Here is a 12100-nt window from a genome sequence, read left to right on the forward strand (position 1 = left end):
TGTCCCGGTCGGACGTTCGGCCCGCCCGCGGACCCACACCAAGGCTAAATGTCGGACCCCCGGCCTAGCGTGAGCCCATGACGTACTGGATCAATACCGTCAGCGCCGACCACGTACAACGCGGCGTCGCGGGCGGCTTCACTCAGGCCAACCATGGCAAGCCGCACATGCTGCGCACAATGGCCCGCGGCGATTGGATCATCTTCTATTCGCCGAAAACCGCTCTCGAACACGGGGAGTCGCTGCAGGCGTTCACCGCCATCGGTCGGGTCACCGATGACGAGCCGTACCAGGAGCACCCGTCGCACCCCTGGCGGCGCGCCATGGAGTTCCTGCCCTGCACGGCGACACCCATCCGACCGCTGCTGGACCAGCTGGAATTCGTTGTCGATCCGCAGCGCTGGGGCTACAAGTTCCGGTTCGGGGTGTTCCGCATCGAGGAGCCGGACTTCCTGCTCATCCGTTCAGCGATGACCCGGCAGCTCGCGGCCTGAGCGACGCACCGCGGGTAAGCTCGAGGTGGTGAGCAACCTCGAGACCGCTCCGCGTGAAGTTCCCTGCGGTGCAACAAGTTTCGATGGCATCGAGATTTTGGAGCCCCGCGAGGTCCCGCTCGGCGGTCCGCGCGCGCTTCCGGTCCGCCGGACCTTGCCCCAACGTGGGCGCTCGCTGATCGGTGCCTGGTGTTTCGCCGATCATTACGGCCCGCACGACGTACGCGAAGCCGCCGGCATGGATGTGCCCCCGCATCCGCACACCGGGCTGCAGACCGTCAGCTGGTTGTTCCGCGGCGAGATCGAGCACCGCGACAGCGCCGGTGTACACCAGACCGTCCGCCCGGGCGAGCTGAACTTGATGACCGCCGGGGCGGGGATCTGCCACTCGGAGGTGTCGACGCCGTCGACCACGATCCTGCACGGCGCGCAGCTGTGGGTGGCGCTGCCGGATGCGGATCGCAACGCCGCCAGGGATTTCGATCACTATGTCCCCGAGCCGTTTTCCCGTGGAGATGCATCCATTCGGGTGTTCCTCGGTGAGCTGGCCGGCCAGCGCTCTCCGGTGCACACCTTCACACCGCTGCTCGGCGCCCAGGTCGAGCTGGCCGCTGGCTGCACCCTCGACCTCGACGTCGATCCCTCCTTCGAGCACGGCGTCCTGCTCGATCTCGGCCAGGTGGAGGTGGCCGGGCGGGCGCTCGAGTCAGGGCAGCTGGCCTACCTGGGAACCGGGTCCACGACGCTGCGACTGCACAATGCGGCCGGCCTGGCCGCCCGGATGCTGCTGCTGGGCGGGACGCCGTTCACCGAAGAACTGTTGATGTGGTGGAACTTCGTCGGCCGCAGCCACGAGGAGATCGCCGAGTACCGCCGGCAGTGGGAAAGCGGCGACGATCGCTTCGGCGCCGTGAGTGGGTACCCGGGTTCCGTCCAGCGATTACCGGCACCCGCGCTGCCCGCCATCCGACTGCGGCCGCGCCGCCGAACCTGAGGAGTTCCATGAAACAAGACAAAACCGGCGCCGACACCACCGTCGCCGCCGGCAGGGACCAATTCACCATCACCGTCGAGGGCGAGCAGGTCGGCGTCGCCGACTACGTCGACCACGACGGTCAACGGATCTTCCACCACACCGAGGTCGAGAACGCGTTCGAAGGACGCGGACTGGCCAGCATCATGGTCGGCGAAGCGCTGGCCGCCACCCGCGACGCCGGGCTGCGCATCGTGCCGGCGTGCCCGATGGTGGCGAAGTACATCGAGAAGCACCCGGAGTTCGACGACGTGACGGACCCCGCGACCGCGGATACCGAACGCTACGTACAGCGGGTGCTGAGCAGCTGACTCGGGCGCCGCTATCGTGTGACCTCGTGACGGATCTGGGCGACTCGGCGGGCGCATCGCGGGCGTATCTGGTGTCGGACGGCGACGTGCTGCTGCCCGGCCCGGCATCGCAGGGGCCCTGGGGTCCCACGATCAGCGGTCACGTCGTGGGCGGCATCCTGGCGCGGGCCCTGGAGCAGGTGGGCGGTGCCCCCGGCTTCGTACCGGCCCGGCTGACCGTGGACCTGCTGCGGCCCACCGCGATCACGCCCCTGGAAGTGCGCACCACAATGCGCCGCGACGGCCGTCGCATCCGGCTGGTCGACGCCGAACTGATCCAGAACGACACCGTGGTGTCCCGGGCCAGTGCGATGTTCCTGCGCCGCGGCGAGCACCCGGCCGGCGACATCTGGTCCTCGCCGGTGACGATGCCGCCACTGCCGCCGGATCCGGGTCCGCTGCCCGACGACCTGATGATGTTCGTCTGGGGTTACGGGGGACAGGGCGAGTCCGGCGGAGCGATGGCCTTCACCGAATGGCACGACGCCACCGGCCCCAAGTACGCCTGGATCCGGCAGGTCCGCGCGCTGGTCGACGGCGAGGCGACCTCCCCGTTCGTCACCGTCGCGATGGCCGCCGACGCAGCCAGTGCGACATCCCATTGGGGCACAGGCGGTTTGCGCTACATCAACGCCGACTACACCCTGACCCTGGCGCGCGAGCCGGTCGGGGATTACATCGGCTTGGCCGCCACGTCGCACAACAGCAACGACGGGATCGCCTGCGGTGCGGTCGCGGTGTTCGACGCACACGGGCAGATCGGCAATGCGATCACCGTCGGCTTGGTCAACCCGGCCGAATCGTTCCACCCCCGGGCGTAACGTTCCATCCCAGAACGTAAGGGGTTCCGATGCGAAGGTTCGTCGACATTTCGGTTCCGCTGCAAGCCGGCATCGCCTCGGACCCACCGGGGCATCTGCCGGAGATCGACTACTACGACCACAAGCAGACCGCCGCGGAGGTGGTGTCGTTCTTCCCCGGCGCAACCGTCGACGATCTGCCCGATGGCGAAGGGTGGGCGATCGAACGGGTTCGGATCACCACCCACAACGGCACCCATCTCGACGCGCCGTACCACTACGCGTCGACGATGGACGGCGGCAAGCGCGCGATCACCATCGACGAGGTTCCGCTGGAGTGGTGTCTGCAGCCGGCGATCAAGCTCGACTTCCGCCACTTCCCGGACGGTTACGTGGTGACCGCCGCCGACGTGGAAGCCGAGCTGGACCGCATCGGACACAGCCTGTCGCCGCTGGAGATCGTGCTGGTCAACACCAGCGCAGGCACCCGCTACGGCCATGCCGACTATGTCGGGACCGGCTGCGGCATGGGCCGCGACGCCACCCTGTACCTGCTCGAGCGCGGCGTACGGCTCACCGGAACCGATGCCTGGAGCTGGGATGCGCCGTTCTCCTACACCGCGCAGCGGTACGCCAGGGACCACGACGCGTCGATCATCTGGGAAGGCCACCGCGCCGGTCGCACGGTCGGCTACTCGCATATCGAGAAGCTGCACAACCTGGAATCGTTGCCGCCCAATGGCTTTGAGGTCGCGTGCTTCCCGGTGAAGGTTCACGCGGCGTCGGCGGGATGGACCCGCGCGGTCGCGATCTTCGACGACTGACCCCGACGCGTTACGGCCAGGGCCCGCCGACCGGCGGCCCGCCGCCGCGTGGCGACTGGTTCTGCAGAATCCCCAGGCAGGTCCCCATCGACTTGCCCGGAATGCACGGGATGCCACCGACACTCGGAACACCGTTGGCCACATAGCACTGTCCGGTGATCGGGTCGGCCAGATGCCCGGTCGGGCAGGCATTGGCCGGGGCGGCGACCACGACGGGCGCGGCCACGAACAGCGCGCCGCACGCGGCGGCCATCAGCGCCCTCGACATCCGCATCCGCACAGCCATGGCTGTGAGCTTACTGCGAATGCAGTCTCAGCCGACCGCGATCGGACGGCCGAACTGGGTTCGCATGCCGGGGGAGTAGAGCGCCCGCAGCGGTTCCCCGGCCGTGCGTACGCCGGCGGCGGCGACCAGTTCGTCGTCGAGGTCCACCACCCGAGCCGACTGCAGAGCCCACGGGCCGTGATAGTTCGGCACCCACCAGGTCCGGCCGGCCTTCCGGGTGTGGGCGCCCCAGCGCGCGGTCAGCCAGGTTTCCAACGCGGTCGGCTCGACCGGCTCGCCCGGGCACACCGTCACCCGGCTGCGCAGCCCGCGCCGCGGCCAGCGCCGGACACTGTCGTAGCTGATCTGCTCCGGTGTCCGGGTGAACCGCATCCGGGCCCAGGTGTAGGGGATTCCCATGGCGATGCGGATCGCCGGAACCACCGCCAGCCGGGCGGCTTCCAGCGACCGGAACAGCACGCCGTGCCGTCCCGCGTCATCCACCGAATAGAGCCGCACATTGGTTTCGGCGAAGGAACCGAAGTACGGCACCGGCGGGGTCGGACCGATTGCGGTGTAACCCATCCGGAACGGCACCAGCCCGACGTACGTCACGCCCTCGAACACATCCGGGCGCGCGCCGGCCGGGTAGAGGTCCGCGATGTCGGCCGGACGCACCGGCCAGTGCACGAACGTCAGGTCCAGCCAGCTCTGGTCGAACCACGCCCGCCCCCGCAGGGGCGGGGCGGCAACGGGGTAGCCCGTCAGCGGGTCCGAGCCCTGCGGGCTCACTCGTATTCCAGATCCAACACCGGGGTGGGCCGGCGGAAGCCATGAGTGACGACCAGCAGCCAGACGAATCCGATTGCCAGCCAGATCAACCCGATCGTCAGCGCGGAGCCCGACAGGCTGGTCCACAGCCAGGCGGTGAGCAAGAAGCCGATCAGGGGAGCGATCACGTTGAGCAGGATGTTGCGCTCCCGCATGTCGACGAAATAGTGCTTGATCACCGACAGGTTCACCACCGAGAACGCCACCAGCGCGCCGAAACTGACGACCGACGCCAGGATCGTCAGGTCGATCCAGATCGCGAGCAGCGAGATGACGCTGACGGTGAGAATGGCGTACACCGGGGTGCTGTACTTGGCGGACACATGCCCGAAGACCTTGCGCGGCAGGATGCCGTCACGGCCCATCGCGTACAGGATCCGGGCGACCGACGCCTGCGAGGTCAACGCCGAACCAAGCGCACCGGCCACGTATGCCGCGGTGAAGAAGGTGTTCACGAACGCCCCGCCCGCGGCCATCATCACATCGGTCGAACCGGTGTCCACATCGGCGAACTTGTTGGACGGGAACACCAGCTGCGACACATAGGACAGCAGGATGAAGATGATCCCCGACACGATCGTCGCGATCATGATCGCCTGCGGCACCGTGCGTTTGGCGTCACGCGCCTCCTCGGACAGCGTGGAGACGGCGTCGAAACCGAGGAACGACAGACACAGGATCGCCGCGCCGGCCAGGATCGGGCTCATGCCACCCGCGGTGCCGTCACCGGTGAAGGGGGCCAGCAGGTCGACGCTTCCGTAGCCGGTGGTCTTGGCGACTGCGAGGGCGACGAACACCACGATGAAGATCGCCTGGATGGCGATGATGAGGAAGTTGGCCCGCGCGACGGACACGATGCCGATGATGTTGAGCACCGTGACGATCGCTATCGACACAAGGACGATGACCCACGCGGGGAGCGCCGGGAGCGCCGCGTTCAGGTAGAGCCCGATGACCAGATAGTTCAGCATCGGCAGGAACAGGTAGTCCAGCAGCAGCGACCACCCGGCCAGGAAGCCGACGGGTGCGCCGAAAGTCCGCTGGGTATAGGTGTATGCCGAACCCGCGACCGGTATCGCCGCGGCCATCCGCGCGTAGGACAGCGCGGTGAACACCATCGTGATGAGCGTGACGATGTAGGCTAGCGGCAGCCGGCCGCCCGAGGTTTCGGTGACGATGCCGTAGGTGGTGAACACCGTCAGCGGGACCATGTACACCAAGCCGAACAGCACCAGCGACGGCAGGCCGAGCGCTCGTTTCAGGTGCCCCTCATGGGGGTCGGCGATGAATTCCGCGGTCATGGTCGTACCTTTCCTTCGTCAGCCCGGTAGGCCTGCGCACCGCGCAAGTATGTGGCGTGGATGCCCACGCGCGGCAGATCCAGCGGCGGTGTGTTCCGCGGGTCCTGGTCAAGCCACACCAGATCGGCGCTGGCGCCGGGAGTGATCACTCCCCAGGTGTTTTCGGCGTACGCCTGGTAGGCGACGGCGCCGGTGTACGACGACAGCGCGCGTTCGATCGGCACGATCTCGTGCGGTGTCCAACCGCCGTCGGGCTGGCCCTCGGCGGTGAGCCGGGACGTCGCCACGGCGATGCCGTCCAGTGGGGCACCCGAGGACACCGGCCAGTCCGAGCCGAACGCCAGCGCTGCGCCGGATCGGTTCAGCGTTTGCATCTGGTACTGCCGGTCGCTGCGTTCGACCCCGAGCCGGGGGATGGTCAGCACCGTCATCAGCGCGTCCATCTGCGCCCACAACGGCTGCATGTTGGGGATGACGCCAAGCTCCGCGAACCGGCCGATATCGGTGTCGTCCACCAGCTGGACGTGGGCGATCACCGGTCTGCGGTCCCGAATCCCGTTGCGCGACACGGTGTACTCGATCGCGTCGAGGGCCTGGCGGACGGCGGCGTCGCCGATGGCGTGGATGTGGATCTGCAGTCCGAGCTCGTCGACCCGGCGTGCCGCCTCGGCCAGCGAGTCGCCCTCCCAGTTCTGCATACCGTGGCTGTGCAGCCCCGAGCAATACGGTGCCAGCAAGGCACCCGTCTCGTTCTCGACGACGCCGTCGGCGAAGAACTTGACCGTGTTCGCGGTCAGCAGCGGCGAGCCCGCATCCTCGACGGCTCGCCGCGAGGCCGCGAATTGCTCGATCTGCGAATCGAAGTGCCGCGGGTCGGCGTACAACGCGAGATTGAACCGCATGCGCAGTACGCCCTGGCGGGCCGCCTCGACGTAGGTGGCGACATCACCTGGCTCGACCCAGGCGTCCTGCACCCAGGTGACGCCACGGGCGAGGTAGTAGTCGGCTGCTGTGCCCAGCGCGCCGATACGCTGCCGCTCGTCACGAGGCGGCATCACGTTCATCACCAAATCCGTTGCGCCCCATTCCCGCAACGTGCCCAGTACGGAACCGTCCGGCCGGCGAGGGATTTCGCCCAGCACCGGGTCAGGTGTGTCGGCGGTGATGCCGGCACGCTCGATGGCCGCGGTGTTGCACCACACTGTGTGGTAATCCCAGGCCCGCAGCACCACCGGGCGATCCGGCACCGCGGCGTCGAGCCATCGGGCATCGAACAGTCCGCCCTCGGCCAGGCTGCCGTCATACGATGCGCCGACGATCCATTCCTCGTCCGGGTGGTCCTCGGCGTAAACCTTGACCGCAGTGACGATTTCGTCGATGGTCCCGCAGCCACGGACCGGCGGCCCGACTGCTTCCAGCCCGCCATACAGCGGATGTGCGTGGCCGTCGCCGAAGGACGACATCAGGAACCCGCCGGCGAGGTCGACGTGCTCGCAGTCCGCTCCGGCGGCCAACTCCCGGGCGTCGTCGCCCAACGCGCGGACCACTCCATCGGTGACCAAAAGCGCCTCGGTCTCGACGCCGGTTCCGGTCCACACCACACCGCCGGTGAACAGCGTCGAGCTCACTTGACCACCGCCGTCGCGGCGTGACCGGCACCGTAGGGCTCGTCGGCGACCACGGGCCGGGTCAGCGCGGCGTAGGTGTCAGGCCGTCGAGTCAACAGGAAAGGGAAGAGCTCCAACCAATCTCGGCGCTGATCGAGATCGAGGTCCGCGATCAGGACGGCCTCCTCGTCGCGCGGTGCCTGCACCAGTACCCGGCCGTACGGATCGGAGATGAAGGAGGACCCGTAGAACGTCACGGTTCCTTCGTCGCCGACCCGATTGGGCACCACCATGAACAGGCCGCTGTTGATGCCGTTGGCCACGATGACCTGCTGCCACAGCGGCCGGGTGTCGAAGTCGGGGAAGACCGGCTCGGATCCGATGGCGGTGGGGTAGACGACCACCTCGGCGCCGGCGAGCGAGTAGTTCCGCGCGACCTCGGGGAACCATTCGTCCCAGCAGGTCGGCATACCGATGCGAGCGTCCAGCCCGTCCGGCGCATAGACGGGATACGGGTCGCCGACGGGGCCGGGCCGGAAATAGGTGTCCTCGTGGTAGCCGGCCGAGATCGGGATGTGCAGCTTGCGGGTCCGGCCGACGAGTTCGCCGGCGGGGGAGACCAGGATCGCGGTGTTGTAGCCGAGGCCGTCGTGCATATCGGGAGTGCGTTCGTAGAGCGAGGCGTGCACGAAGATCCCGTTGGCCCGCGCCGCGCTTGCCGCCAGGTCGAAGGTAGGGCCGTTTTCCAGATCCTCGGCAAGTGCCGAGGGGTTGGCACCGGCCGGGCGATCTGCCGGATAGCGCAGCAAGGTGATCTCCGGCAGGAAGACCACCGCCGCCCCCTCACCCGCGGCGGTGTCGATGCCGGCACGCACGGTGGCGAGGAGTTCCACACGATCCGGTCGCCACCGGTGCTGGACCAGGCCGACCCGCAGCGGCGGGCGCTGCGAGGGCGCCGACCGGGACAGCGGTTCGGGCGCTCGGGCAGTCAAGGTGATCATCGAACTCCTAAAACGAATCTATTTCGTTTTAGTGTGAACTGGCTCATACTTCTTCGCAAGAGGAAGAGAGACTTTGATGGGCCGTCCGCCGACACCGCTGCTGTCGACCGACCGGATCGCGTCGGCCGCCATGGACTTGGTGCGTGCCACCGGCGAATTCACCATGCCCGACCTTGCGCGGAAACTGCAGGTCAGTCCGTCATCGCTGTACAACCACGTGTCCGGCCGCGGTCAGATCGTCGAGCTACTGCGGGAGCGGGCGATGTCCGAGGTGCAGCTTCCCGACGACCAACCGGACCGACCGTGGGCCGAGGCGGTCGCCGACATCCTGCGGTCCTACCGCCGCAGCTACGCCCGATATCCGCGGCTGATTCCCCTGCTGACCGCCTACGCCGTGAACAGCAGCCACGCCATCCGGATGTACAACATGTTGGCGGTGACCCTGCACCGCGCCGGGTTCGACGCCGCCGACACGCTGCGGGCCATCACTTTGATGGACTGCTTCGTGCTGGGGTCGGCCCTGGATCTGGCCGCGCCCGAGGAGCCGTGGGAATCAGGCGCGGAGGTCGGCCCCGAACTGGCCGCCGCGCTGGCGACCGGAGCGCCCAAGCCCGCGCGGGCCGACGACGCATTCGAGTACGGGTTGGCGGTACTGCTGCGCGGGCTCACACCTCGCCGCTAAGGCTTGCCGGTTCGCTCGCGGTGCTTGCAGCCCGGCCAGCAGCAAGGCCGGCGCATACCTTCTTCCAGCTCCTCCTGAGTCCGGCGGATCCGCCGCTCGCGAGTCTTCTGCTGCTTGGCGTCCTCGACCCAACAGATGAACTCGTTGCGCGCCAGGGGCGTGATGTCGTTCCAGGCCGCCAGCGCGGTCTCGTTGCCCAGCAGCGCAGTCCGCAAATCTGCCGGAAGCTTGTGCACAACTCCGCCGGGGATCGTCTGCGTGGCCATCCAAACAGGTTAGCCAGTCGAACGCCGCGCTAGCGGGCACCCGGCCGGCCGAGTCGGCTCACGCAGGATCTATTTTCTGCCGGCGTTGATATTTCGCCTCGCTATCGATTTGCTCGTATTACCGTGAACGCCATGCGGGGAGCGACGGCGCGGTGACCGAACAGCGGGCCGTCGGACCGGGCAACCAGGTCGGGGGGCCGCTCGCGCGATGGTGGCGGTTACCCGACCAGTTCGAGTGGCTGTCCGGGTATTTGAGGGCGCGCGGCCTGGCGTGGCCCACCAAGGTGTTGATGGCCCTCATCTCAGTTGGCCTGATGTTGATGGGCGCCGCCACCCCGACCATGCGCAATGTGCCGCCGATATGGGCGTGGACATTCGGCGCCGCCGCGGTGCTCACCGGGATCACCTACTGCACGCTGTGGCTGCGCGGCTGGCTGACCCGGCGGCAATCGCTGCGGATGGCCTGTTTCGGCAGTTCGCTCATCGCCGTCGGCTGCGTCATGCAGTCCTACCCGATGGTCGCCCTGATGGGCTGCGGCGGCATGGCCATCATCGGTGGATACGCCGCGTTCTTCCACAACTCGAAAGCGATCACATTCATCGTCGTCCTCGGCATGGCGGTCAGCGCGCTGTGCGCGATCCGGGTGGTCCCGGATTACGGCTGGGCTGTCGCCGCGGCCGGCTGGTGGTTGGTGGTCGAACTGAACCTCGCCTTTCCGTTGGCGATCCAAGCGGTGATGCGCACCATGGGCGCCGATGTGGTGCGCTCTGATCAAGACCCGCTCACCGGTGTCCTGAACCGGCGCGCCTTCTACGAGCGGGCGACGCTGCTGCTGACATCGCCCGGGAACGATCTTCACCTGATCGTCGTGATGATCGATCTCGACAAGTTCAAGAAGCTCAACGACGCCTACGGCCATATCGCCGGAGACCAGGCGCTGACCGCTGTGGGCTGGGCGCTTCGCGAAAACAGCAACAGCTCGGCGATCATCGGACGGTTCGGCGGCGAGGAGTTCATCGTGGTCGACGCCGTGCCGGCCGAACTGGCCGAGGAATTGCCCGCCCAGCTGTGCCTGGCGATCGCCGCCCTACCCCAACCGGTGACCGCCAGCGTCGGCGCGGCCATCGTGCGCTGGGACAGTGCCGCCACGATGGACCATCTGATCCGGACCGCCGACGCCGCCATGTACGCGGCCAAGCGGGCCGGCGGCAACCAGACGCGGATCAGCCGACCCGCCCGCGTCGACCGCTGATCACAATGTGCGCCGGCGCGATCTTCGGTAGCGTCGGCGCATCATGTTGGTGTTCGTCGAGTCGATGACGGCATCCATCGAAGGTCGGATCACCATCGGGCAACGCGCTGCACAACCTCGGTGACCGGCTGATCCCGATCAGCCGAGAACCACGGACTGAGCACTTCTGCTCGTAGCTGGCAAAATTGATTCCGCAATCACGGCACGACTTCCCGTAGGAATGGGGATGACACATGCTTCGGTGGGGAGCGCTGCCACCCCGTCACGCCGACCAATACGACTGGATCAGCGTCTACCTGCATGACCGCGACCAGCAGGGGATCTGGCGGACGCTGATCTTCACCGCGACCCTGGCTCTCGCATCGTCGACCGCGTTGATGATCGAGAGCCCGCAAGGTCCCGACGGCCCGGTAGCGGTCACGATCTGCGTCGTCGCGGCAGCGTTCGCCTTGGCAGCGGCGGTGCCGTTTTTGCTGCATTGGCCCACTCGCCGCCAGTCGCTGGTGTTCTCGTTCACCTCCACCGCGACCATCGCCGCCGCCGCGCTGTCCTATTCCAACGACTACGTAGGCCTGATGGGGTGCGCGACGTTCGCCGTGATCGGCGGCTTCGTCGCCTATTTCCACACCGCCCACGAAGTGGTGGCCAACGGCGCGATAGCCGCGATCTGCACAGTGATCCTGGGCGCCCGGCTTGTTTCCTCGACCGGCGACATCTATCTGACGGCCGCGGCGGTGGCGATCGTGGCGACGCTCAACGTGGGCCTGCCGTTCGGCGTCTTGTCGCTGGCCCAGACATTGCGCGTCGACCTGCGCAGCTCGGGCCGCGATCCCCTGACCGGTTTGCACAACCGGCGCTCGTTCCATCAGTCGGCCTACGAGCTGATCATGCGCAACGACACCGAGGGCAGCCGACTGATGGTCATCGTCATCGACCTGGACAGCTTCAAGAGACTCAACGACACCGCGGGCCACGCGGCCGGCGACGCCGCGCTGATCAGGATCAGCGCAGCGCTGGCCGACAACTGTGGACACTCCGCCATCATCGGTAGGTCCGGCGGCGAAGAATTCGTCATCGCCGACGTCGACCACCCCGATCCACCGGCGGTGATTGCCGAACGGCTTCGCCGGGCCATCGCCGAGCTGCCGGTACCGGTGACGGCGAGCATCGGCACCGCCTGCGCGCCGTTGAGGAACGGCTCTCAAGTCAACTTGGGGCTCCTCGACGAACTCGTCGAGGCCGCCGACGCCGCGATGTACGCGGCCAAGCGCGCCGGCGGAAATCAGGTGAGCCACGCCGCCGACATGCCCGGAGACGGTGAACACCAGCAGCTACCCCGCCGCGGACGGACTCAGTCGAATACCAAGGCCAGCAACCCGGATTGAGTTCAGCG

14 protein-coding genes are annotated in these 12100 nt (G+C 67.5%); 8 read left to right on the forward strand and 6 right to left on the reverse strand.

Going from position 1 to position 12100, the window contains the following annotated elements:
• Window positions 1-77: 77 nt before the first annotated feature.
• Genes CRM90_RS04325 through CRM90_RS04345 form a run of 5 tightly spaced genes read left to right on the forward strand, consistent with a single transcriptional unit; the run spans window position 78 to window position 3501 of the window.
• On the forward strand, window positions 78-494 hold the full coding sequence (locus CRM90_RS04325; protein ID WP_102805796.1) for an EVE domain-containing protein: 417 nt from the start codon (window positions 78-80) through the stop codon (window positions 492-494).
• Window positions 495-522: 28 nt separating this feature from the next.
• On the forward strand, window positions 523-1488 hold the full coding sequence (locus CRM90_RS04330) for a pirin family protein (protein WP_102806102.1): 966 nt from the start codon (window positions 523-525) through the stop codon (window positions 1486-1488).
• Window positions 1489-1496: 8 nt separating this feature from the next.
• A complete protein-coding gene (locus CRM90_RS04335; protein WP_102805797.1) occupies window positions 1497-1838 on the forward strand; it encodes a GNAT family N-acetyltransferase in 342 nt (113 codons plus the stop codon).
• Between the two features lie 26 nt (window positions 1839-1864).
• Window positions 1865-2698 (forward strand): acyl-CoA thioesterase domain-containing protein, encoded by an 834-nt coding sequence (locus tag CRM90_RS04340; RefSeq protein ID WP_233209161.1) that lies wholly within the window; start codon window positions 1865-1867, stop codon window positions 2696-2698.
• Window positions 2699-2727: 29 nt separating this feature from the next.
• Window positions 2728-3501, forward strand: a complete 774-nt coding sequence (locus CRM90_RS04345) for a cyclase family protein (RefSeq protein WP_102805798.1) — start codon at window positions 2728-2730, stop codon at window positions 3499-3501.
• A 10-nt stretch (window positions 3502-3511) separates the two neighbouring features.
• Here the strand turns inward: CRM90_RS04345 and CRM90_RS04350 are convergent, their stop codons facing one another.
• The 5 genes from CRM90_RS04350 to CRM90_RS04370 are packed head-to-tail and all read right to left on the reverse strand — an operon-like array spanning window position 3512 to window position 8506.
• Window positions 3512-3787: a hypothetical protein gene (locus CRM90_RS04350; RefSeq protein WP_102805799.1), complete on the reverse strand. Its 276-nt coding sequence runs from the start codon at window positions 3785-3787 to the stop codon at window positions 3512-3514.
• A 27-nt stretch (window positions 3788-3814) separates the two neighbouring features.
• The gene (locus CRM90_RS04355; protein ID WP_502693227.1) at window positions 3815-4558 is read right to left on the reverse strand and encodes a YqjF family protein; all 744 of its coding nucleotides are present in this window, start codon (window positions 4556-4558) and stop codon (window positions 3815-3817) included.
• Window positions 4555-5898, reverse strand: a complete 1344-nt coding sequence (locus CRM90_RS04360) for an APC family permease (protein ID WP_102805800.1) — start codon at window positions 5896-5898, stop codon at window positions 4555-4557. The genes CRM90_RS04355 and CRM90_RS04360 overlap by 4 nt, the downstream gene beginning before the upstream one ends.
• Window positions 5895-7526, reverse strand: coding sequence for an amidohydrolase (locus CRM90_RS04365; protein WP_102805801.1), 1632 nt, complete (start codon window positions 7524-7526; stop codon window positions 5895-5897). Before CRM90_RS04365 ends, CRM90_RS04360 begins: the two co-directional genes overlap by 4 nt.
• Window positions 7523-8506: a nitrilase-related carbon-nitrogen hydrolase gene (locus tag CRM90_RS04370; RefSeq protein WP_102805802.1), complete on the reverse strand. Its 984-nt coding sequence runs from the start codon at window positions 8504-8506 to the stop codon at window positions 7523-7525. The genes CRM90_RS04365 and CRM90_RS04370 overlap by 4 nt, the downstream gene beginning before the upstream one ends.
• A 76-nt stretch (window positions 8507-8582) precedes the next feature.
• On the opposite strand from CRM90_RS04370, the gene CRM90_RS04375 reads away from it, so the two are divergent.
• The gene (locus CRM90_RS04375) at window positions 8583-9188 is read left to right on the forward strand and encodes a TetR/AcrR family transcriptional regulator C-terminal domain-containing protein (RefSeq protein ID WP_102805803.1); all 606 of its coding nucleotides are present in this window, start codon (window positions 8583-8585) and stop codon (window positions 9186-9188) included.
• Here the strand turns inward: CRM90_RS04375 and CRM90_RS04380 are convergent.
• Window positions 9185-9454: a YdeI/OmpD-associated family protein gene (locus tag CRM90_RS04380; RefSeq protein ID WP_102805804.1), complete on the reverse strand. Its 270-nt coding sequence runs from the start codon at window positions 9452-9454 to the stop codon at window positions 9185-9187. The two genes, CRM90_RS04375 and CRM90_RS04380, sit on opposite strands and share 4 nt — an antisense overlap.
• Before the next feature lie 152 nt (window positions 9455-9606).
• On the opposite strand from CRM90_RS04380, the gene CRM90_RS04385 reads away from it, so the two are divergent.
• Window positions 9607-10707, forward strand: a complete 1101-nt coding sequence (locus CRM90_RS04385) for a GGDEF domain-containing protein (RefSeq protein WP_102805805.1) — start codon at window positions 9607-9609, stop codon at window positions 10705-10707.
• A gap of 233 nt (window positions 10708-10940) precedes the next feature.
• The gene (locus CRM90_RS04390) at window positions 10941-12092 is read left to right on the forward strand and encodes a GGDEF domain-containing protein (RefSeq protein ID WP_102805806.1); all 1152 of its coding nucleotides are present in this window, start codon (window positions 10941-10943) and stop codon (window positions 12090-12092) included.
• Window positions 12093-12100 lie beyond the last annotated feature (8 nt).

Origin of the sequence: Mycobacterium sp. ENV421 (assembly GCF_002887815.1) — a bacterium.
Taxonomy (GTDB): Bacteria; Actinomycetota; Actinomycetes; order Mycobacteriales; family Mycobacteriaceae; genus Mycobacterium.